Origin of the sequence: Hymenobacter sp. 15J16-1T3B (assembly GCF_020711235.1) — a bacterium.
Lineage (GTDB): Bacteria > Bacteroidota > Bacteroidia > Cytophagales > Hymenobacteraceae > Solirubrum.
In genome coordinates this window covers 49052-71283 of the sequence record NZ_JAJFAV010000008.1, presented here as the reverse complement: position 1 = coordinate 71283, position 22232 = coordinate 49052, and the positions used below count along the sequence as shown (strand labels likewise).

Annotated in this window: 20 protein-coding genes; 15 read left to right on the top strand and 5 right to left on the bottom strand. The window is 66.5% G+C overall.

Going from position 1 to position 22232, the window contains the following annotated elements; all coding sequences use genetic code 11:
- The first annotated feature begins 181 nt into the window (after positions 1-181).
- The 6 genes from LJ737_RS14800 to LJ737_RS14775 all read left to right on the top strand — a co-directional run bounded on the left by LJ737_RS14800 (position 182) and on the right by LJ737_RS14775 (position 5036).
- Positions 182-1795, top strand: coding sequence for a SulP family inorganic anion transporter (locus LJ737_RS14800; protein WP_317206653.1), 1614 nt, complete (start codon positions 182-184; stop codon positions 1793-1795).
- Between the two features lie 107 nt (positions 1796-1902).
- Complete coding sequence (can, locus tag LJ737_RS14795) at positions 1903-2709, top strand: carbonate dehydratase (protein WP_227767032.1); 807 nt, start codon at positions 1903-1905, stop codon at positions 2707-2709.
- A gap of 143 nt (positions 2710-2852) precedes the next feature.
- Complete coding sequence (locus tag LJ737_RS14790; RefSeq protein WP_227767028.1) at positions 2853-3917, top strand: winged helix DNA-binding domain-containing protein; 1065 nt, start codon at positions 2853-2855, stop codon at positions 3915-3917.
- 157 nt (positions 3918-4074) lie between these two features.
- Positions 4075-4215: a hypothetical protein gene (locus LJ737_RS14785; protein ID WP_227767026.1), complete on the top strand. Its 141-nt coding sequence runs from the start codon at positions 4075-4077 to the stop codon at positions 4213-4215.
- A gap of 12 nt (positions 4216-4227) precedes the next feature.
- Entirely contained in the window at positions 4228-4335 is a 108-nt protein-coding gene (locus LJ737_RS14780) for a zinc-binding dehydrogenase (RefSeq protein ID WP_227767024.1), read from the top strand.
- Positions 4336-4460: 125 nt separating this feature from the next.
- A complete protein-coding gene (locus LJ737_RS14775; RefSeq protein WP_227767022.1) occupies positions 4461-5036 on the top strand; it encodes a hypothetical protein in 576 nt (191 codons plus the stop codon).
- A gap of 62 nt (positions 5037-5098) precedes the next feature.
- Here LJ737_RS14775 and LJ737_RS14770 read toward each other — a convergent pair whose 3' ends face one another.
- The gene (locus LJ737_RS14770; protein ID WP_227767020.1) at positions 5099-6457 is read right to left on the bottom strand and encodes a T9SS type A sorting domain-containing protein; all 1359 of its coding nucleotides are present in this window, start codon (positions 6455-6457) and stop codon (positions 5099-5101) included.
- A 229-nt stretch (positions 6458-6686) separates the two neighbouring features.
- Here LJ737_RS14770 and LJ737_RS14765 point away from each other — a divergent pair, with 229 nt between their 5' ends.
- From LJ737_RS14765 to LJ737_RS14750, 4 genes are all read left to right on the top strand, one after another.
- On the top strand, positions 6687-9251 hold the full coding sequence (locus tag LJ737_RS14765) for a type IA DNA topoisomerase (protein WP_227767017.1): 2565 nt from the start codon (positions 6687-6689) through the stop codon (positions 9249-9251).
- A 64-nt stretch (positions 9252-9315) separates the two neighbouring features.
- A complete protein-coding gene (locus LJ737_RS14760; protein WP_227767016.1) occupies positions 9316-9651 on the top strand; it encodes a hypothetical protein in 336 nt (111 codons plus the stop codon).
- 131 nt (positions 9652-9782) lie between these two features.
- Positions 9783-10895: a transglutaminase domain-containing protein gene (locus tag LJ737_RS14755; protein ID WP_227767014.1), complete on the top strand. Its 1113-nt coding sequence runs from the start codon at positions 9783-9785 to the stop codon at positions 10893-10895.
- A gap of 77 nt (positions 10896-10972) precedes the next feature.
- A complete protein-coding gene (locus LJ737_RS14750) occupies positions 10973-11203 on the top strand; it encodes a DUF2905 family protein (protein ID WP_227767012.1) in 231 nt (76 codons plus the stop codon).
- Between the two features lie 37 nt (positions 11204-11240).
- Here LJ737_RS14750 and LJ737_RS14745 read toward each other — a convergent pair whose 3' ends face one another.
- Both LJ737_RS14745 and LJ737_RS14740 read right to left on the bottom strand, forming a co-directional pair.
- Positions 11241-13103 (bottom strand): prolipoprotein diacylglyceryl transferase family protein, encoded by a 1863-nt coding sequence (locus tag LJ737_RS14745; RefSeq protein ID WP_227767010.1) that lies wholly within the window; start codon positions 13101-13103, stop codon positions 11241-11243.
- 165 nt (positions 13104-13268) lie between these two features.
- Positions 13269-14765 carry an SDR family oxidoreductase gene (locus tag LJ737_RS14740; RefSeq protein ID WP_227767009.1) on the bottom strand — a complete coding sequence of 499 codons (1497 nt, stop codon included), beginning with the start codon at positions 14763-14765 and terminating at the stop codon, positions 13269-13271.
- A 183-nt stretch (positions 14766-14948) separates the two neighbouring features.
- Here LJ737_RS14740 and LJ737_RS14735 point away from each other — a divergent pair, with 183 nt between their 5' ends.
- The 5 genes from LJ737_RS14735 to LJ737_RS14715 all read left to right on the top strand — a co-directional run bounded on the left by LJ737_RS14735 (position 14949) and on the right by LJ737_RS14715 (position 19384).
- Entirely contained in the window at positions 14949-15167 is a 219-nt protein-coding gene (locus LJ737_RS14735) for a hypothetical protein (protein WP_227767007.1), read from the top strand.
- A 337-nt stretch (positions 15168-15504) separates the two neighbouring features.
- Complete coding sequence (locus tag LJ737_RS14730) at positions 15505-15654, top strand: hypothetical protein (RefSeq protein WP_227767006.1); 150 nt, start codon at positions 15505-15507, stop codon at positions 15652-15654.
- Positions 15655-15703: 49 nt separating this feature from the next.
- Positions 15704-17377: an ArnT family glycosyltransferase gene (locus LJ737_RS14725; protein WP_227767004.1), complete on the top strand. Its 1674-nt coding sequence runs from the start codon at positions 15704-15706 to the stop codon at positions 17375-17377.
- Between the two features lie 229 nt (positions 17378-17606).
- Positions 17607-18377, top strand: coding sequence for a T9SS type A sorting domain-containing protein (locus tag LJ737_RS14720; RefSeq protein ID WP_227767002.1), 771 nt, complete (start codon positions 17607-17609; stop codon positions 18375-18377).
- A gap of 77 nt (positions 18378-18454) precedes the next feature.
- A complete protein-coding gene (locus tag LJ737_RS14715; protein ID WP_227767000.1) occupies positions 18455-19384 on the top strand; it encodes a T9SS type A sorting domain-containing protein in 930 nt (309 codons plus the stop codon).
- A gap of 91 nt (positions 19385-19475) precedes the next feature.
- On the opposite strand, the gene lysA is transcribed toward LJ737_RS14715, so the two are convergent.
- Together lysA and LJ737_RS14705 are read right to left on the bottom strand one after the other, a co-directional pair.
- Entirely contained in the window at positions 19476-20621 is a 1146-nt protein-coding gene (gene lysA, locus LJ737_RS14710) for a diaminopimelate decarboxylase (protein ID WP_227766998.1), read from the bottom strand.
- A gap of 43 nt (positions 20622-20664) precedes the next feature.
- On the bottom strand, positions 20665-22002 hold the full coding sequence (locus LJ737_RS14705; protein ID WP_227766996.1) for an aspartate kinase: 1338 nt from the start codon (positions 22000-22002) through the stop codon (positions 20665-20667).
- Positions 22003-22232 lie beyond the last annotated feature (230 nt).

Below are 22232 nucleotides of genomic sequence, written 5' to 3'. Positions count from 1 at the left end.
ACGCTAGATAAAAGAGGGAGTTGAAGCCGCTGCAGACGCCTTGCGGGCCTTTTAATGACCTTTTAATACCCTTTTAACGGGAGCTTAAGACGGGGAGGGAACCTTAGGGGCTAGAATCGGAAAGTATGCCTGGCTTGCAGCGCAGCAGGCGGCATGGCTGGCCCGTTCCGGATTTCTCCCTATGGAAGCATTCAAAGTTGTTCCGGACGCGAAGCCGCACATGACGGCCAACGCGCCCCAGCCCAAGGGCTTGGGTTCCACCATCGGCAAAGACTTCCCGGCCGGGGTAGTGGTGTTTTTGGTGGCCCTGCCGCTGTGCCTCGGCATTTCGCTGGCCTCGGGCGCCCCGCTGCTCTCCGGCTTGATTGCCGGTATCGTCGGCGGGTTGGTGGTGAGTTGGATCAGCGGCTCGCAGCTGAGCGTGAGCGGCCCGGCGGCCGGCCTGACCACCATCGTGCTGGGCGGCATTCAGAAAATGGGCAGTTACGAGGCATTCCTGGTGGCCGTGGTTATGGCCGGGGTGCTGCAGTTCGGGCTGGGCCTGCTCAAAGCCGGGGTTATCGGCATGTACTTCCCCACTTCGGTGATTCGCGGGATGTTGGCCGCTATCGGTATCATCTTGCTGATGAAGCAAATACCGCACTTTCTGGGCGGGCGCGAAGACTTTTTCAAGGACCTGGACCTTTTCGAGTCGGAATTTGTGGGGGCGCTGGACAAAATTCAGCGCGCCGCGGCCAAGCTGCAGCCCGGGGCCATGCTCATCGGCGTGATTTCGCTCTCGGTGCTGCTGATCTGGGAGCAGCCGTTCATCAAGCGCGTGCCGGTGCTCAAGCTGCTGCCCGGGGCGCTGGTGGTGGTGCTGGCCGCCATCGGCATCAACGAGCTGCTGGCCGTCGTGCGCCCCGAGTGGCAGGTGCAAACCGCCCACCTCGTGAACCTGCCGAGCATCAGCGGCCTGGACGACATCAGCAAGGTGCTGCGCTTCCCGGATTGGTCGGTGCTCACCAAAGGCCCGGGCGTGTACGTGTTGGCGGCCACCATTGCGGCGGTAGCCTCGCTAGAGTCCTTGCTGAGCGTGGAAGCTGTCGACAAGCTCGACCCGCTGAAGCGCCGCACACCCACCAGCCGCGAGCTGCTGGCCCAGGGTGCGGGCAACACCATTTCGGGCCTGCTGGGCGGCTTGCCGCTGACGGCCGTTATCGTGCGCTCCTCGGCCAACCTCGGCGCCGGCGCCCAGTCGCGCCTGTCGGCCTTCATCCACGGCGTGCTGCTGCTGCTGGCGGTGCTCTTCCTCGAAGACGTGCTCAACCTAATTCCCCTCTCGGCCCTGGCTGCGGTGTTGCTGCTGGTGGGCTACAAGCTCACCAAGCCGGCGCTGTACTCCTCGCAGTGGCGCCTGGGCGCGGCGCAGTTTCTGCCCTTCGTGGTAACGGTAGCGGCCATCCTGGCTTCCGACCTGCTCAAGGGTGTGGGCGTGGGCTTGGCCGTGGCCGCCTTCTTTATCCTGAAGGCCAACGCCGAGTCGGCGCTGTTTTTTCACTACGAGCCTGACCACCTGCCCGGTACGGTGCACCTGAAGCTCTCCGAGCACGTGACTTTCCTCAACAAAGCTGCCATCACCACCACGCTGGACCGCTTCCAACCCGGAACCCGCGTAATTTTGGACGGTTCGGACTCCGTCACCGTCGATTACGATGTGCTCGAAGCCATCGAAAATTTCCGCCAAAGCGCCGCCGACCGCGGCGTGCAGCTGGAGCTGCGCAACGTGCCCCAGGTGCAGCTGGTGGGCCATTAAGATGTCTGACGGGCTGAAGACCGCGTACACTAGTCATCTGCTTTCTTCCCCGTTTTCATCTACTGAACACCGCTGCCATGGACATTCCCAAGACCACACCTCTCCACATGAAACGAATCCTCGAGGGCAACCGCCGCTGGGTAAAAGATCAACTCGCCAAAGACCCCCAATACTTCGAAAAGCTGGCGCTGGGCCAGAAGCCGCGCTACCTGTTCATCGGTTGCTCCGACTCGCGCGTGCCCGGCTCGGGCATCACCGGTACCGGCCCGGGCGAAATGTTTACCCACCGCAACATCGCCAACCTGGTGGTGCACACCGACATGAACTTACTCTCGGTGCTGCAGTACGCGGTGGAAGTGCTGGAAGTGGAAGTCATCATGGTGGTGGGCCACTACGGCTGCGGCGGCGTGGCCGCGGCGGCTTCCAACAACCAGTACGGCCTCATCGACAACTGGCTGACCAACATCCGTGACGTGATTCGCCTGCACGAGACGGAGCTGCTGCGCATCAAGGACGACGAGGAGCGCCTGCGCCGCTTGGTGGAGCTGAACGTCATCGAGCAGGTGCGCAACCTGGCCAAGACCACCATCATTCAGAACGCCCGCAAGCGCCAGAACCCGCCCAAGCTGCACGGCTTGGTGTACGACATCCGCGAAGGCATTCTGAAAGACCTGGAGGTGAGCACCGAGGACCTGAACGAGTTCCAGCACATCTACCAGCGCGACAAAGCCGTGCTGACCGCCGGCACCCAGGTGCTGCTGGAGAAGCTGCAGCAGGAAGACAACGACTACCAAGCGCCGGCCGCCCAGCAGCAGGAGGAGCAACCCCAGCCCCTGGCGGCGGACGCCTCGCAAGAAGAACCGGCCGAGCTGGCCCTGAACAGCAACGGCAAACAAACCGGCCGCCGCGCTTAAGCTGCGGCCTCACGATAGTGCCGGCGTGGGTTAATAGCTCACCCACCCAGCCCGGAAACCTCCGATGCCCTTGGCGCGGAGGTTTTTTTCGTTTCGGGCGAGCCGCCCGGCCGCGTACTTTGCAGGGCCGTTTGCCGCTGCATATGCTCCCCGCCGCCCTGCTGCCCCTACGTCTGCTCAACCACGGCCTGCTCGTTCCCGCCGCCCCGTCGCCGGCCGCCTTGCTGGGGCACCTGGGCCCGGTGCAGGCCCAGGACTACGCCCACTGCCTGTGGGCCGTGGGCGTGCGCCTGCCCGGCAGCTCCGCGGCTGCGGTGGAGCAGGCCGTGGCCGAGCGCCGCCTCGTGCGTACTTGGCTGCTGCGCGGCACGCTGCACCTGGCCGCGGCCGACGACGTGCGCTGGCTGCTGGCTTTGGTGGGGCCGCGACTGATCCGGGCCGGCGCCGCCGTGTACCGGCAGCGCGAGCTGGACGCGGCCACCCTCGGCCGCGCCCTGGCGGTGCTGGAGCGACTCTTGGCGGGTCAGCCGCCGCAGCCGCGCCGCCGACTCGCCGAGGCGCTGCAGCAGGCCGGCATCCGCACCGACGAGCAGCGGCTGTACAGCCTGCTGCACCGCGCCGTGCTGGAAGGCGTTATCTGCCCGGCTGGTCGGCAGGGCGCTGAGCCTACCTTCGCCCTGCTCGACGACTGGCTGCCCCCGGCGCCGGTCCTGGCGCCGTCCGAAGCGGTAGCCGAGCTGGCCCGGCGCTACTTCCGCAGCCACGGCCCCGCTACCCTGGCCGATTTTGCCGGGTGGGCCGGCCTGCCGCTGGGCCTGGCCCAGCAGGGCCTGGAAGCTGCGCAGCCGGGCCTGGTGGCCGCTACCAGCGGCGGCCACACCTACTGGCTGCCCCCGCCGCCCGCCGCGGTGCCCGAGCCCCCGCTGGGGCTGCTGCTCCCCGGCTTCGATGAGTACCTGCTGGCCTACAAGGACCGCAGCCCCGTGCTCGACCCCGCGTTTACCCGGCAAGTACTCACCATCAACGGCATCTTCCGGCCGATAATCGTGGTGAAAGGGCGAGTGGTGGGCACCTGGCAACGGGGGCTGGGCAAAACTGCGGGCGTAGCGCTGAGGCCGTTCGGGGAGCTGCCGCCGGCGGCAGCAGAGCCGCTGGCCGCGGCGCAAGCGGCAGTTGAGCGGTTCTGGGATACTGCCGGCGAAGCTTAGCATCCGGCGTGTCTGCGGCGGGCTAGCGGGGTGACGCCGAGGGCCGCGCCGGGGCGGCAGTAGCGGGGCTAGGAAGGCGCCTGCAAGGGTTCTTTGCGGCAGTAGCAGCGCGTCGTTTGGCGCCGAACGAGCGTATTGCCCTTGACCTCAACGCCGCGTGTCGCCCCATGAAAGCCATTTCGCCGAGTACGCCTCTGTTGACGTGCTGCAGTACGGCGAGCTGCCCACGCCCGACCCCAAAGCCGACGAGCTGCGCGCGTGCACGCCAGCAGCGTCAACCCTGCCGACTGGAAGCTGATGGCGGCCCCCTGTGCCCCCCGGCATCGACACCACGTTTGCGCTGGCCGATACCGCCGCGGCGCAGCGCTACAGCAAGCAGGGCCACGCCGCCGGCAAAATCGTGCTGACGGCGCACTGAGCAGGGCGCGAAAAGTCAGGTGCAGCGCGGCATTGTTGGGGGCGAAGCGGCGGCGGTGGTTATCTTCAAGCTCGCGTCCGCGGCCCGGCGGCGGGCGCGGGCCTTCGGTTACTTGTCTTGCTTCGATGAAACGGCTATTCGCCTTTCCTTTCTTGTTCGTGTCGGCTGCGGGCTTCGGCCAAAGCCTGGCGGCCCCCGAAACCACCGGGTGGGCGCTGTTTCGCAGCTACGCGCCGCTGCTGGCCGTGCTCATTCCGCTGGTGACCTACCTCACGGCCCAGTACAAGGACTGGCGCTCGGCCCAGGGCACGCTCAACAAGGCCTTTCAGGGCGAAAACGACGCGGTGGTGTACATGACCCACAAGGTGCAGCACAACGAGTGGAAGCGCCGCATGAAGCGCGCCCCCGGCTTTCGGCGCGAGGTCATCACGGCCCTGTGCCTGGCGTGGTCGGTGCAGCGGCTCGATTACATCAAGGCCCTGATTTTTGATGCCTTGCTGTGCGTGGGCCAGCAGGGCTACGCCGATGAAACGCAGTTCGTGCTCGACAAGCTGCTGCGCCAGTACCACCAGTACCACGAGCGGTTCGCGGCGGCGCAGTTTTCGGGCGTCATCGACGGCATGGAGCAGCTGAAGGTAGCCCTAGCGGCGGGCGAGGAGGAGCGGACCGCCAAGCAAGCAGGGCGACTGACTTTCCCCTGACGCTGGCTTAGCGGTCAGCTGCAACCGGGGCTGCCTGACGCCTCAACTACCCGCGGCCGCAGTTAGCGGTTTATCAGAAGCGTGCGCTGCAAGGGGCCCGCGTCGGTTTGCACGGTCAGCGAGTACACGCCCTGGGCTTGCCCGCTCAGATCAAGCTCTTGCCCGGCGGCCAGGGGCTGGGCGCAGTATACCTCGCGGCCCAGGGCGTCGAGCACGCGCACGGAGCGGATGCGGGGTCCGGTGGCGGGTACGTGCAGCGTGAAGCGGCCGCTGGCACTGGGGTTGGGGTAAACCTGAAGGGCCGCGGCCGCCGGGGAAGCATGGCGCGTTGCCAAGACGGCGCCGGTGTAGCGGCCAATGGCGCCGAAAGTAGCTATGCTGCCCAGCGGGTCGAAGTCGGCTTGCAAATACCAAGCGGCATCGGGGGCCACAAAGCGGATGGTGGCGAAGGAATTGCGGTTTTCCAGCAGCGTCCAGGTGCGGCCGTCGTCGTAAGTAATGGCGGAGCCCTTGGGGCCGGTGTTGTTCAGGTACTGGTACGAGAAGGCCCCGGCGACGTACGCGGCGGTGCCGGGCACCGGGCTGAAGGCGGTGTACTGCTGAAACGGCGGTGCGGCCACGGCCGTCCAGCTTTGCCCGGCATCGGCCGTGCTCCAGAGCTGGCCAGCCTGCACCGTCAGGGCGTGCTGGGCATCCCGGAAAACGGGCAGGCCCGTCAGCGCCGCCGCGTTGAGCTGCAACAGCTGCCACGTCAGCCCGCGGGTGGTGCTGACCCAGTGCGTGAGCGGGGTGCTGCTGCCCGTCGTCTGGCTGTAGAGCGTGAGCACCCCGCCCGATTCGTACAGCTGCATGTTGGCGGCCGAGGCTGGCAGCGCCGGCAGCGTGGGCACCGGCTGCCAGCTCAGGCCCCCGTCGGTGGTGCGGTACAAGGCCCGGGCGTGTTGGCTAAACAGCACGCCTTCGCTGCGGCTAAACCAGTGCAACGACAAGGAGCCCGTAGCAAAATCCGGCGCCGGCAAGCTCCTGAGCGCCCAAGTCGCGCCGCCATCGGTGGTGCCGAGCATCTGGTTGGTGTAGGGGCCGCCGCTCGTGGCCGACGAGGCAACCACGGCCCACGCCTGCTGGTTATCGACCGCCTGCAGGTCTTGAAAATAGTGGTAGTGGCTGCCGGCCAGCGCGGGCGACACGTTTTGCCAGGTGCGGCCGGCATCACTTGTGCGGTACACCTCCGGCACGCCCGGGGCACTGGGGGCCGCCGGCCGGGGCGCGTAGGCAAACCACGCGGTTTGTGCATCGACCGGCTCCACTTTGGCAAAACTGTAATTGCGGACCGCAACCGGGTCGGTAACGGGTTGCCATTGGGCCCGGGCCGAAATGCTAGTGCCGAGGCAGCACAGCGAGAGGAATAAAAGGGTGCGCATGAAGCATCAGATTGGGTAAATAAATAATTATCAGCCACTACATGACCCGGCCGGGACGCAGAAAGTTGGAAGAGGCTTGCTGGAAAACCCCAGCTCGGATTTTCGGCCTGCGTGGCCCGCAACTTCCGCCGTCCCGACCGACTTTTTCTCCGGTTATCTTTGTTGATTCAACGCCGCTGATGCCCCCGCCGTCAGCGCCAGCAAGCGAATCAGCGGGAAGCTGTCAGTAGTGAAAGTCTGCATTGCCGAAAAGCCCAGCGTGGCCCGCGAAATTGCCAACGTGCTCGGCGCCAACCGCCGCATGGACGGCTACTTCGAGGGCAACGGCTACCAGGTCACCTGGACGTTCGGCCACTTCTGCACCCTCAAGGAGCCACAGGACTACCATCCCGAGTGGAAGCGCTGGAGCATCCACGATTTGCCCATGCTCCCCGACAACTTCGGCATCAAGCTGATGGAGGACGACGGCGTGCGCCGGCAGTTTGCCGTCATCAAGCGCCTGCTGGCCGAGGCCGAGGAAGTCATCAACTGCGGCGACGCGGGCCAGGAAGGGGAGGTGATTCAGCGTTGGGTGCTGACGGAGGCCAAGTACCGCAAGCCCTTCAAGCGCCTCTGGATTTCGTCGTTGACCGAGGAGGCCATCCGCCAGGGCTTCCAGAACTTGCGCGACGGCAAGGAATTTGACCGCCTGTACATGGCCGGCAAGAGCCGCGCCATCGGCGACTGGCTGCTGGGCCTGAACGCCACGCGCCTCTTCACGCTTAAGTACGCCCAGGGCCGCGGGCAGGTGCTCAGCCTCGGCCGGGTGCAGACGCCCACGCTGGCCCTGCTGGTCGACCGCCACCACGAAATCCAGAACTTCCGGCCCGAGCCCTATTGGGTGCTGCGTACCGAGTACCGCGGCACCATGTTCAGCCACGTGGCCCCGCCCAAAAAAGGCAAAGCGGAGGACGACGAGCCCGACGAAAAAGCCCGCCTCAAGGCCCGCGGCTACTTCGTGAGCCAGGAGGAGGCCGACAAGGCCATGGCCGCCGTGAAGGACGTGCCGCTGGTTATTACCGGCGTCGAAATCAAGAAGGCGCTGGAGTCGCCGCCCGCGCTGTTCGACCTCACGTCGCTGCAGGTGCAGTGCAACAACCAGCTCGGCCTCTCGGCCGAAGACACCCTCAAGACGGTGCAGGGCCTCTACGAGAAGAAGGTGGTCAGCTACCCGCGCGTGGACACTACCTTCCTGCCCGACGACCAGTACCCCAAGATTCCGGGCATTTTGCAGGGCATCAGCGGGCCGTATCATAGCTTGGTGCAGCCGCTGCTGGGCAAGCCGATTCGCAAGTCCTCGAAGGTTTTCAACAACAACAAAGTCACCGACCACCACGCCATCATTCCCACCGGCAACGCGCCCGGCGGGCTGAGCACCTGGGAGTCAAACGTGTACGACATCATCGTGCGCCGCTTCCTGGCGGCGTTTTACCCCGACTGCGAAGTCTCGAACACCACCGTCACGGCCGCGGCGGCCGGCTACCCCTTCCGCGTGCGCGGCCGACAGATTCTGAACCCCGGCTGGCGCATCGTGTACGGCGACCCCACGCAGCAGCAGGCCCCGAGCACGGCCAAGGCCGGCGAGGGCGACGACGATGTGGTGAATACCGTGCTGCCCTCGTTCGTGAAGGACGAGTCGGGCCCGCACAAGCCCAAGCTGGACCAGAAAATGACCCAGCCCCCGCGCGAGTACACCGAAGCCATGCTGCTGCGCGGCATGGAAACCGCCGGCCGCAACGTGGACGACGAGGAGCTGCGCCAGGCCATGAAGGAAAACGGCATCGGCCGGCCCTCCACCCGCGCCGCCATCATCGAAACCTTGTTCAAGCGCGGCTACATCCAGCGCGAGAAAAAGCGCATCGTGCCCACGCCCACCGGCGTCGAGCTGATCGGCCTGATTCGCAACCCCACGCTGAAATCGGCCGAGCTGACCGGGCAGTGGGAGCGGAAGCTGCGCCAGATCGAGGCCGGCAACCTGGAATCCGACCAGTTCCTGGCCGAGCTGAAGGCGCTGGTGCAGGAAATGGTGCTGGAAGTCAAGCAGGACCGCGCCCGCATGACCGCCCTGCCGCCCACCGCGGCCGATGCCGCGGCATCGGCGGCCAAGAACGGCGGCAGCAAGGCCCCCGCGAAACCGGCCGCCAAACCCGCCGCAGCCAGCACCGCTGCGCCCGCGCCCGAGGGCGCCTTCGGCACCTGCCCGGCCTGCGGCAAAGGCCACGTGCTCAAGGGCAAGACGGCCTACGGCTGCTCGGGCTGGAAAGACGGTTGCAAGTTCCGCCTGCCGCTGGTGTTTGAGGGCAAGAAATTCACCGACAAGCAGTTGTCGGCCTTGCTCACCAAAGGCCGCACGCCCGTCATCAAGGGCTTCGTCGACGACGTGGGCCAGAAGTTTGACGCAGCCATTGCCTTAAACGCCAAGCACGAGCCGGAGCTGCTGCGCGCCGCCGAAAGCAAGCCTGCTGCCGAAGACAAGCCCCAGCAGATTCCCTGCCCGGTGTGCCGCCTGGGTACCATGCTCAAGGGCAAAACCGCCTGGGGCTGCTCCCGCTTCCGCGAAGACTGCCAGTTCCGGGTGCCCTTGGAGCTGTGCGGCCGCCAGCTCACCGACGCGCAAGTGGCCAAGCTGCTGCGCCGCGGCAAATCCGACGTTATCCGCGGCTTCACCTCCCAGCGCACCGGCCAAAAGTTCGAGGCCGCGCTGGAAGTCACGGCCGAGGGCGAGGTGAAGTTCGTGTTCGAGAAGAAGGCGTGAGGGCAGGAGCAACCTCTGTGCGACTGTGGGTGCTGAATAGGCTCCCAAGCTTCAACTTTTGACCATGCCTAAGAAACCCTCCAAACGTCCCGCCACCAAACCCACGCTGGCTCCCGCACCCGCCGTTCAGCCCGCTGCCCTGTTTCGCGCCCGGCTGCTGGGCTACTTAGTGGGTCTGCTGCCGCTGCTGGCCCTGCTGCTGATGTTTCGGCAGGTGCTGCCCAGCAACGTGGCCCTGGCGGTGGTGTTCGTCGGTTTCATGGCCTCGGTGTGGCTGCAGCAGCGCATCCGGCAGCGCTTTCCCTACGACTTCAAGCAGCGGGCTGAGTGGTGGGCACTGGGCACCTACGCGCTGCTGGTGGTAGCCGTAACGGCGGTGTTTTTGTCGCTGGTGCGCTAAGCCGGAGTAAGGGCTAAGGGTATGAGAGTTCGGGCGTAACCAGCTGGCGGCGGCAGAAAAACTCCTTGTCAAGGCAACGGTGGTGGATTTTTGGCCATCTATGCGGCCAAATGAATATTTCCCCACCCGCTATGAAAATACTCGTATTGCCCGGCCTGCTGCTGGTCGGCGCCAGCGCCCTGGCCCAAACCAACACCTACCAGGGCCTGCCCGTCATCAACGCCCACGAGCTGCGGGCCGATTACCGCTTGGGCCGGGAATGGGTGCGCGGCAGCTGGCGCATCGACCCCAGCGCCAGCCCCGATGTGCTGATGCTGCCCCTGCACGCGGCCACGGAAACCGTGACCTTCCGCACCGACGTGGACTCGGTGCGCTACGCGCTGAAGCCCGGCGACGCCCAGCGGTTTTACGTGCGGCTCGACGACGGCCGCTACGCCCTCACGGAGCTGCGCGCCACGGCCTTCGCCGCCGAGCCGCTGCGCTTCGACAAAGCCCCCAAAACCCCGCCGTTTGCCTTCCGCTACGAAACCGCGGGCCGCGACAACGCCTACCTCGCGCAGCTGCGCCGGCAGTATAACCTCGACGCGGTGGTGCAGGGCGCCCAAAACGACACCGAGCGGGCCCTGCGCCTGCTGCACTGGGTGCACCAGCAATGGGACCACAACGGCAGCAACGAGCCCGTGAAAAAGGACGCCATTTCCATCCTGGAGGAGGTGAAGCTGGGCAAGCAGTTTCGCTGCGTGGAGTACGGCATCGTGGCCACGTCTTGCCTGAACGCCTACGGGCTGAAGTCGCGGGTGCTGGCCCTGAAAACCAAGGACGTGGAAACCACCACGCTCGGCGCCGGTCACGTGCTGCTCGAAACCTGGCTGCCCGACCAGCAAAAGTGGGTGCTGCTCGACGGGCAGTGGGACGTGATGCCCGTGCTGCGGGGCAAGCCGCTGAACGCGGTGGAGTTTCAGCAGACCATTGCCCGCAACTACCCAGACCTGGAAATCCGCAGCCTGTCGGGAACGAGCAAAATGGGGTACGTGAACTGGATTACGCCCTACTTGTACTACCTGGACGTGAAGTTCGACAACCGTGAAGGCCTGGATTTGACGCGGGCCCAGGTGAGCGGCAAGAGCAGCTTGATGCTGGTGCCCGCCGGCGCTAAGGAGCCCAAGGTATTCCAGAAGGAAAGGCCCATCGACTACTGCGTGTACACCCGCTCGGTAGAAGCATTTTACGCCAAGCCTGAGTAACGACGCCGAGCCTAGCTCCCCAGTGCACCCGTTTGGCGCGCCCTTGCGTACCCAACGGGTGCACTGTTGCGTCGGCCATGACTCCTCAACTCGGCAAACTCCTCGTCATCCTGGGCCTTGGCCTGGCTGCGCTCGGCGCCGTCGTCTGGCTGGGCGGCGGCTCGTTGTTGAGTTGGTTCGGCCGCTTGCCCGGCGACATTCGGGTGGAGCGACCTGGGTTCCGCTTGTACGCCCCGCTGGCGTCCATGCTGCTGGTGAGCTTGCTGCTGAGCGCCGTGCTCTGGCTGATTCGGCGGCTGAGCGGCTAGTCCTGGGGCATCTGCACGTGCCGCCGTACGCGGCGCGCTAGGGCTTGCGCCGGTCCAGCGGCAGGTTGTAAAACAGCTGCCCGCTCACTTGGTAGAAGCGGCCGAAGTTGGTGGCCGCATACGGCTCCAGCACCAAGCCGGTGGCGCCGAGCCGCAGGCGCCCGCTGACAAACCCCATTGCCCCGTGCGGGTAGTTGCGGGCCCCGCCGATGCCGGCCATGACGTAGTTGCTGCGCGCCGAGCGCAACCCCGTGCCCACGCCTAGGCGGGCCGAAAAATTGCCCACCGCCGCGGGGCCGTAGCCGGTATCCATCTGCCCAAAAAAGCCCCCGGCCTTGCCGGCCCGCAGCAGCATGTCGGGAAATACGTACGCAGGGCGCAGCTCAAATGACTTGTTGCGGTGCGGATACGCCAAACGGCCGATGTGCAGCCCGAGACGGTAATCCATGTAGAACAGACCCTTGGGGCTCGTTTCGTGGAATTCGATGTACGGATTGACGGAAAACAGCCGCCGCGTCGTAGTGCTGTCTGGGGAGCCTGTTAGGAACGGCCCGCTGGGCGTGAGGGCCCGCACGCCCTGGTGCTCGGGGCCAAGCCACACGCCCACGCCGGCGCCGGCAAAGTCGCGGCGCGGGTTATCTACCGTGTACGCCACGCTCCCGCCGTGCGCGGCGTAGCGGTGGTAATAGGCGTTGCGCAGCGTGGGGCCGCCCGAGCCCGAGCAGCCCGACGGGGGCACCACCGTGCGGTCTTCGTCGTAGCCGCCCGCGCTGCTGCCCAGGCTCAGCGTGAGGTAGTGGCGGCCCGCCGCCGAATCGACCGGGGCGGGAGCTTGGTTGGTAAAGAGCAGCACCACCGACGCCAGGCCCAGCGGCACGCTCAGGCGGTGCGGTCCGGCTTCGGCGCGGCGGCGCACCAGGGCCACGGCTTCAGCGAGGAGCACCACCGTCAGGCCGGATTTTATCACTAGCACCTCGGGCAAGGTGAAGGCGGCCGGGCCCAGCAGGGCCGTAAGGCCGAGCATAACCGCCACGCCCAGCAGAATGCGCACCGATTGCTGCGCAGGCACTGCCTCGGGCGCCGGGGCTGCGGCCCGCGGCCGGGTGCGCCGCCACCACCCCCAACCCGCCAGCAGCAGCAGCGGTAGCAGTGCCCATTGCACTTGCTTCAGGGCTATGCCGCCCACCGCCGTCAGGCCAGCGCCCACCTGCTCGCCGGCCGGGTCGCGCCAGAACTCGATTAGAAAACGGCCGGCCAGCAGCAGCGCCACCTGCAGCAGGCGCCAGCTGCCGCCCGGCCAGGGCCGGTGGCGCAGGTGCCACAGCAGCCCGCCTACGCCCAGTACCAGCAACCCCGCCACCGCCTGCGTGGGCAGCACCGGCAGCGAGTGAGCCGCCGTGGCCGGAATCAGGCCGCGCTGCACTTGTACCAGAAATGGAAGAGTACCGGGCGCGTAGCTCACGCCCCACTCGGCCACGTGACCGAAGCAGCAGCCGGTGAGCAGGCAGCCGACGCATTGCACGGCGTAGGCCGCTGCCGTGGGCAGGCAAAAGGCGTCCAGCGCGTGCCAGCTGTAGCCCAGCCAGCGCCGCAGCACCAGCCCTGCCACCGCCGCGCCGACGGCCCCGCCCAGCACCGAGCGCGCCGTGCCGGCCGGCCACTGCCCATGCTGCCACAGCGCGGCCCAGTCGGTGCCCGGCGCGGCAATGAGCTTGGTGCCCACGATAAACGCCAGTGTGACGCCGGTGGTCAGCAGCAGCCAGGAGCGCAGCGGGTAGCCGCGCCGGTAGCCCACCCAGAGCAACAGGGCCTGGTTGAGCAGAAAGGCCAGCACGTAAAACGTGGTGTAGTACTGGTGGCCGACGGGGGAAGGAAGGAGAAGCGAGGAAAGGTGCGGCATACGCGGCGGGACTAGCGGGCTACCGGGCCGGTAGCAACTGCGGAAGGTACGGTTGCGGCGCCCCACCTAGTCCCGCAATGTCGGCCCTAATCAGATGCGGGAACTGGCGGGGAAGCAGTTATAATATATTGATTTTTAAAGAATAAACCCGATGGCAATTAGACTTTACGCGGCCTCCGGTGCAGGCGAGGCCGCGGTGCTTCCTTCCGACTTGGCGGGATACTGTCCGATGTTTTCAATCATGCCCCGAAAGATGATGAAATGAAACGGCACCAGCGCGTACCAGTACAGCCGCCCGGCCAGCCCGCTCGGCCGAAACGCGGCCAGCTGCTCCAGGGTATGCGAGCCATCCGCGTTGTCGCAGATGCGGAACTGCAGCCAGGCCTCGCCGGGCAGCTTCATTTCGGCATAGAGCAGCAGGCGCCGCCCGGCGCGGTCGGCCACGAGCACGCGCCAGAAGTCCAGCGGGTCACCGGGGCGCAGGTCGGTGGGGGAGCGGCGGCCGCGGCGCAACCCCACGCCGCCCACCAGCTTGTCGAGCACGCCGCGCACCCGCCACAGCCAGTCGACCTTGTACCAGCCGCGCTGCCCGCCGATGCGCCAGATGTTGTCGAGCACCTCGGCCACGGGACGGGTAAAGGGCAGCGTCTGCCGGTCGAAGAACATGCCGTGCTGCGGAATCTGCACGTAGTCCATGTAGTTCTGCCGGGCCACGCCGCTGCTCGCCGCGTCCTTCCAGCTGCTCACCACCTCGTTTTGCTCAATGCGCTGAAAGGCGAGGCGCAGGGCTTCGTCGTAGCTCATGCAGCGGTGCGGGAGCACCCGCGCAATGCTTCGCTCGGCCGCCGCCACCGTGTCGTTGCGCAGCGAATCGACCAGGCTGCGCGCCAGCGAAAACGAGGTACGCGTGACCAAAAACAGCCACCACGACGAGAGCCGCGGCGTGAGCACCGGCACCGTGATGATGGTGCGCCGAAACCCGCGCTGCCGCGCAAAGCCTTCCAGCATCTGCCGGTAGGTCAGCACGTCGGGCCCGCCGATGTCGAAGGTCTGGCCCAGGCAATCGGGGCGGTCGAGCACCGCAGTGAGGTAGTACATCACGTCGCGCACGCCGATGGGCTGGCAGCGCGAGTTCAGCCAGCGCGGGCCCACCATCACCGGCAGCTTCTCCACCAGGTCGCGGATAATCTCGAAAGAAGCCGAGCCCGAGCCGATGATGATGCTGGCGCGCAGCACCGTGAGCCGGGCCCGGGCGGCGCGGCGTAGCTCGTCTTCCACGCCCTGCCGGGAGCGAAGGTGCGCCGAGAGGTGCTGGTCGTTGACGATGCCCGAGAGGTAAATCACCTGACGCACCGCGCTGCCGTCGAGAAACCGGCGGAAGTTGCGCGCCGACTCCTGCTCCACGCGGGCGAAGTCGCGGCCGTTGGTGCTCATGGAGTGCACCAGGTAGTAGGCCACGTCGAAGTCGGTGGGCAGCGCCTGCAGGCTGGCGGGCTGGCGCAGGTCGGCTTGCACCACCTGCACCCGCTCGCGCAGCGGGGCCGGGGGCTCGAAGCGGCGCGGGTCGCGCACCAAACAGGTCACGTCGTGGCCGGCCTCGACCAGCAGCGGCAGCAGGCGCTGGCCGATGTAGCCGTTGGCGCCGGTGAGCAGGATGCGCATGGGGCAGAATGAGGTATGAAATCCCCTGACTTCAAGCGGATTTGGTTGGTTGTAATACCATGCTCTACGCAAACGCCGCCGTAGCAGCCAGCCTCTTGCGCCTGATTTATTGGACGCGCCATTACAACCTTTGCCCGTAGTGACCCCTCAGAAATGGTGTCGTTATGATCAGACCAATCACATATGAGACGATTTGCTAGGATCAACCCTTGGCGCCTGGTGTTGAGCCCGTTGCTGGTAGGCGGCTGCCGAAAGCACACCCCCGAGCCGGCCTATTACAAATTCAGTGCGGATGACCGCCGCTGGATGCAGCACCGCGTCGGCGACGAGTGGCGCTTTCAGAATGGCCGGGGCCAACAACGGGTGTACCGGGTGGAGCGGGTATTTGAAGATGCGAAGTAGTCCTATTCCTGCTGCCCCGTAGCCGGGCCCGCGCTGTCAGTGCTAAGCAGCGGCCAACCCACCTACTACTACGCCCGGTGGACCAGGACCTTTCAGCGCATTGATTCGGCGGGCCGCTCCAGCGGCTTCATCGGGTTCCGGCGCCCCGTCTCACCCGACTTCCTGCTGCCGGACAAAGCGCTCAGCACCGGGGGGGTGGGCGCGTCGGAGGAGTGGGTAGAGTACATCGGTGGCCCTGATCAACTGGAGAGCCCGGCGTGCTTCGCGCTGGATAGGCACTCCGATACCACCGACGTGAACCGGCTGCCGCACGCCCCGCTGGCAGCGCTACGAGTACGTGCTGACTTTTACCGCCGGCGGCACCACGGCCGCCTGCACCGGGCCGGGCCTGCCGCGCCCGAAGTTTAGCCGCGTGTTCTACGACCGGCAGAACGGCATCGTGCGCATGGAATCGGTGACGGGCGGAGTCTGGGAGCTGGTGCGCTAGCGTGGGCCGGTTTTGGGCTATTTTTGCCCGCTATAACCGCCTTCCGCCTATGCCTGCTTTGCCCCCGATGTCCTCGCGCCTGTGGTTGTGGCTGCTGCTTGCCGTGCTCGGCGGGGCCTTCCTGCTGAACCTCAACGCCTGGGGCGTGCTGGAGAGCAGCGAGGCCCGCTACGCCGAAATCGGGCGCGAGATGCTGGCGGGCGGCGACTGGCTGCACCCGCGGCTGCTCGGCATTCAGCACTTCCACAAACCCCCGCTCACCTACTGGCTCACGGCCGTAGGCTTGGGCCTGTTTGGCGGCACGGCCGGGGCGGTGCGCCTGCTGCCGGTGCTGGCGGTGCTGGCGCAGGTGGCCCTGGTGTACGCGCTGGGTCTGCTCGTCTTCGCCCGCGACCGGCGCCGGGCCCTGGCCGCCGCCGTGGTCTACGCCACGCTGCCGGTGGTGCTGATTTCGGCCCTGAACGTCACCACCGACGCCTACCTGGCTACCCTGGAGCTGCTGGCGGCCTACGCCTTTTTGCGCTACCACTGCACGCCGGCCGGCCGCCCCGCCGCCCGCTGGCTGTACCTGGGCTGGGTGGCGCTGGGGCTGGGTTTTCTCACCAAAGGCCCGGTGGCCGTGGTGCTGCCGGCCATGGTGGTCATCGGCCAGCACCTGACCAAGGGCAGCCCGCGCCGCGCCTGGAACTGGCACCACCTGGCGGCGGGCCTGCTGTTCGCGCTGGTAGGCCTGAGCTGGTACTTGGTGCTGGTGGCCGATAACCCCGCCTTCGTGCGCTACTTCCTGTTCGAGCACACCGTGGAGCGTTTCGCCAACGCGGCCACCTTCAACCGCGCCAAGCCCTGGTGGTTTTACCTGGTGCTGGCGCCGGTGGGTGCCCTGCCGTGGTCGGCGGCGCTGATAACCGAGCTGGTGCGCACCGGCTGGCGCGGGCTGGGCCGGCGCTGGCAACCGGTACTGCTGTGGTGGGTGCTGGTGCCGCTGCTGTTTTTCTCGCTGTCCAAGTCCAAGCTGCTGCTCTACGTGCTGCCCATCTTCCCCGGCGTGGCCCTGCTCACGGTGGAGCTGCTCGGTCGCCGCACCGACGCCGTGCTGCTGCGCTGGTACGTGGGCTTCATGGCCCTGTTCGGGCTGCTGCTGGGCGGCCTGTGCCTGCTGCCGCTGTTGGGCGTGGGCTACGGCCTGGTTGTGGCGCCTTGGACGGCGCTGTGGCCGGCGGCGGGTCTGCTGGTGCTGCTGTTCACCCACATGTTCTGGGACGAGGTTCGCGTGGCCCCGCGCCTGTTGGTGCTGACGGTGCTCTTCACCGCGGGCCTGCTGGCGGCGGCCAAGCCGATTCTGGGCCAGATCGAAGCGCGGGCCAACGGCAGCCGCCCGGTGGCGCAGCGGCTCAAGGAGTTGAACCTGGCTGACCGCCCCGTGCTCATCTACAACGAGTTGCTGCCGTCCCTGGCTTTTGCCCAGCGCCGCCTGCCCGTCTCGCTCTACGACGGCAACCAGGCCCTGCAGCGCGAAACGCAGTTTGAGCATGGCCCGGCCTGGCACCAAAACCTCATCAACCTGCAGGACCCCGCCGATACCACCGTGCTCGGACCGCTGCTGCGCCGCCACCCGGTGCTGCTGGTGAAGGGCGAACTGCCGGCCGAGCGGGAGTACCTGCGCCGCCGCCTGCCCCAGCACGAGCACGTGGGGCCCTGGACGATTTTCTACGGCCGCTGGTAAGAAAATTGGCTTTCAACGGTGGCGGTATGGTATTTGAGCAAGCTGGAGCGTATGAACTCCGTTAGCTCGAATGCCTATGAAAAAGCTGTTACTCGTTTGTTGGTTGTGCTGTTTGGGAGCCGCCGCCGGGGCTCAGTCAACCGGCCGGGGCCTATGGTGCCCGCCGGGCGCCGTGTGGCAGCACATGACCTTCTGGGCCGGGCTGGGCTCACCGCCCGTTTTCTTACCCATGCGCACGGCGTACGTAGCTGATACCGTGATTGGTGGCCAGAGCAGTCAGGTGCTGCACGCGACCTACACCAACTCGTCGCAAATCTGGCGCATGTACACCAAGGCCGACGCCGACCGGGTGTGGATTTACGCCAACGGGCAGTTCTACAAGATGCACGACTTCAGCGCCCGGCCCGGCGACTCGTGGACCTACCAGGGCCCGCCGATGAGCAACTACCACTGCGGCCCCACGCAGCTGACCGTGGACAGCGTCGGTCAGCAGGTTATTGGCGGGCAGCTGCGGCGCTGGTTTGTGGTGCACGCCCAGCTTGGGCCTTCCCTGACTTATTACCGCTCCGCGCGCATCTACGAGGGGGTAGGCTCGCTGGTGCACTACCTTACGCCGGTAAGCAGTGCGTGTCAGGCCATCGATTTCGGCGGCTTGATCCTCGCCCAGTGTTTCAGCACCGCCGCTCAGCCCGGACTCATTATTACGGGCACGATGGTCAACTGCCAGGGCGTGGCCACCGGCCTGTGCGGCAACTCAAAGGCCTCCGAAGGCTTTGCGGTGTACCCGACGGTGGGCCCGGGCGAGCTGACGGTGAAGCTGCCGGCGGCTTACTCCCGCGCTACCGTGCGCGTGTTCAGCGCGGCGGGGCAAGTGGTTAGGCAGCTGGCGGGCACCCCCGATGCCAGGCTGCGGCTGGAGCAACTGCCCCGCGGGCTTTACCTGGTAAGTGTGCAGCAGGCCGGCTTTCCTACGTTGAGCCGCCGCATCGTGCTGGAATAAGGGCCGCCGGGTGGGGCACCAAGACCGCTCCGCCTGCTCGATATCGGCTTTGCTTACCCTTTATTGCTGCTTGATCGATGAGACAACTTTTACTCGTAATACCCCTGTTGCTGGCCAGCCTGGGCGCTCAAGCCCAACGTAACGCCGCCTGGGCGCCCGGTTCGCGCTGGACGTATTTTACTTTTGTGCAGGGCCCCCGACTCGGGGATTTGCGACTGGAATACGTCGGCGACACGACCATCCAGGGCCGGCCGTGTCAGAAACTGCGGCGGCAGCTGAAGTTTCACTCCCGCAGCACGGCGGATTCATACCCGCCGCTCTACACTTCCGCCGATGCCAACGCCGTGTGGATCTATGAGGGCGGCCAATTTCTGAAGCTGTACGACTTCAGCGTCGGGCCCGGCGACTCGTGGACGACGCCCATCGTCGTGGGCGGCATACTGCCGGCGTGTTCGTACAGCGCCCGGGTCACCGTCGACAGCGTGGGGCAACAATTCGTGGCGGGTCGGCTGCGGCGCTGGTTTCGGGCCAGCTACACGCTCACGCCGGCTGTTTCCGGCCATGTTGTACAGCGCTGGGGGCGGGTCTACGAAGGCCTGGGCCCGATCAACTCATTCCTGCTCGTTTCCGGGTCCGGCTACTTTGGGTGCGACGGCTCCGATCCGCCGCTGACCGGCGCGCTGCTGTGCTACAGCGCCGGCGCTCAGAACCTGTATACTAATGCGCAATATACGGACTGCACTACGTTGGTCACGGCCTCGGCGCCGGCGGCCCGGCCAGCCGCGCTGGGCGTGTCGCCGAACCCGAGCACCGGGCTGTTGATGCTGCCCCCGGGCATCCTGGCCGGCACCGTGCAGGTGCACGATTTGGCGGGACGTTTGGCCTGGCAGGGGCCGCTGCCCGTCGGTCAGCCGATCGATTTGCGGGCCTTGCCCAAGGGCCTCTATCTTATCCGGGTACAGCCAGTTCAGGGCGCGCCGCTACTTCAGCGCGTGCTGCTGCAATAAGCCCGCTTTTCCGCTGCCACCACGCCAAACGGCCCGCCGTTCTTGCTCGGAACGGCGGGCCGTCTTTTATCAGCGGCCCCGAGCAAAGTAATTACCCCACGTACACGGCCGCCGCTTTGTCGCGCAAGTTGTAGTGCGAGGACATCACCTCGCCGTAAGCTCCGGCCGTGCGCAGCACGACCACGTCGCCGCGGCGGGTTTCGGGCAGGGCTACTTGGCGGCCGAAGGTATCCGACGACTCGCAGATGGGCCCCACCACGTCGTAGAGCCGCTCCGGGTCCTGGCTACTGAGGTTTTCGATGCGGTGGTAGCTCTGGTAGAGCGCCGGCCGGATCAGCTCGGTCATGCCCGCGTCGAGGATGGCGAAGCGGGTCTGCTGGCTTTCCTTCACGTAAAGCACCCGGCTCACCAAGGTGCCGCACTGCGCCACCAGGGCCCGGCCCAGCTCCACGTGCACCTGCTGCCCCGGCCGCCGCTGCAGCAGCCGGCCGAAGATGCCGAAGTACTGCGCGAAGTCGGGCACCAAGTGGGCGTCGGGCTCGTGGTAGTCCACGCCCAGGCCGCCGCCCACGTTCAGGTGCCCGAGCCGGATGCCGCGGTGCTCAAACCACTGCTGCAGCTCGTTGACGCGGCCGGCCAGCGTCTCGAACACCGACAGGTCGGTAATCTGGGAGCCGATGTGCACGTGCAGGCCCACCAGCTCCACGTTCGGCAGGCGCCCGAGCAGCTCCACCACCTGCGGTAAGTCGGCCAGGTTGATGCCGAACTTGTTGGCTTCCAGGCCGGTGGTGATGTAGTGGTGGGTGCGCGCGTCCACGTTTGGGTTCAGGCGCAGCGCTACCCGGGCGCGGCGCCCCCGGGCCCCGGCCAGCTCGTCGATGATGGCCAGCTCGGGCGCCGACTCCACGTTGAAGCACCAGATGTCGGCGTCCAGGGCGCGGTTGATTTCGGCGTCGGACTTGCCCACGCCGGCGAAGACGACGTGGTCGGGCGCGAAGCCGCTGTCGAGGGCGCGCTGCACCTCGTTGCCGCTCACGCAGTCGGCCCCGAAGCCGTGCTGCTGCACCAGCGCCAGAATGGGCGCGTTGGAGTTGGCTTTCAGGGCGTAGTACACCTGAATGTCGTGCGCTTGCGCCGCGGCGCGGGCGGCCCCGAGCGTCTGGCCGAGCAGGGCCAGGTCGTAGAGGTAGAAGGGCGTGGGCCGGGTCGAAAGGTCGGCCGGAAGATGCAGGGGCATTGGAGCGGGGTAAGTAGAAACAGGCCTGCGCGCAACGACGCGGCTACGGCGTGACGGTGGCGCGGCGAAACAAGCCTTCGTTCAGGGCCAGCAGGGCGCGCTGCTTGTCGGCGGTGTTGATGAGGATGCTGATGTTGTTCGGCGAGCCGCCGTAGCTGATCATGCGCAGCGGCACGTCGCGCAGCGTATCGAACACCTGCCCGGCGGCGCCGTGGTGCTCCTGCACCAGGTTGCCCACCAGACACACAATGCTCAGGTCGGTATCGACTTCCACCGTGCCGAAGCGGCGCAGCGCCTCCAGAATATCCGGCAGGTGCGAGGCGTCGTCGATGGTCAAGGACACGGCCACCTCCGAGGTCGTCACCATGTCGATGGGCGTGCGGAACCGCTCGAACACGTCGAAAATGCTGCGCAGAAAGCCGTAGGCCAGCAGCATGCGGCTGCTCTTGATGCGAATGGCCGTCAGCCCGTCCTTGGCGGCCACGGCTTTGATGGCCTCGTCGCCGGTGTGGGCCGAAATCAGCGTGCCGGGCGCCTCGGGCTGCATGGTGTTGAGCAGGCGCACCGGAATGCCGTGCTCCCGGGCCGGCAGCACCGAGCTCGGGTGCAGGATCTTGGCGCCGAAGTAGGCCAGCTCGGCCGCTTCGTCGAACGACAGCTCGCGGATGGGGTAGGTGCCGGGCACCACGCGCGGGTCGTTGTTGTGCAGCCCGTCGATGTCGGTCCAGATCTGGATTTCCGAGGCCCCGGCCGCTGCCCCGATCAGCGAAGCGGAGTAGTCGGAGCCGCCGCGCTTGAGGTTGTCGATGCCGCCGTTCACGTTGCGGCAGATGTAGCCCTGGGTGATAAACAGCTCGGTGTCCGGGTGCTGGGCCAGCTGCTCGGCCAGGTGCTCGTGGATGTAGGCCGCGTCGGGCTCCTCGTCGGCGTCGAGGCGCATGAACTCCAGCGCGGGCAGCAGCACGGCTTGCTCGCCGCGGATGCGGGTGAGGTAGAGGTGAAACAGCCGGGTGCTCAGCAGCTCGCCCTGGGCCAGAATCACCTTTTCGCCGGCCGCCGACAGGGGCTGGCGCGTCAGGCCGAAAATGCTCTTGAACGACTCATCGACCAGCTTCAGGCCCTCGGCGGCCACGGGTTCCTCGGGCAGCAGCTCCCGGGCCACGATGTGGTAGTGCTGGCGCAGCACCTCGATCTGCAGCGAGCCGGCGGTGGTGTCGCCTTCGTAGAGCAGCTTGGCGATGTTGACCAGCGCGTTGGTGGTGCCCGACATGGCCGACAGCACCACGATGCGCGGTTCGGTCGGGGCCTGAATCAGCCCGGCCACGGCCCGCATCCGCTCGGCCGTCCCGACGGACGTACCGCCGAACTTGAGAACTTTCATGGAATCGGTGAAAGGAAGAGGTCAGAAAGCGCAGCCGCCGATGGGGCCGACTGCAGAATGAAACGCAACAAAAAAGCGCCGGTTCTCAGCAGAGGACCGGCGCGGCTATTTGGGAAAGTCGGGGAGGACGAGCAACTAGGCGACGACGGTCAGCTTCGGGTGTGTTTTACCCGTTTCGCGCCCTTGCGTTTCTTGCTCACCAGACACATGCCGCCCTGGGCCGACTTCGG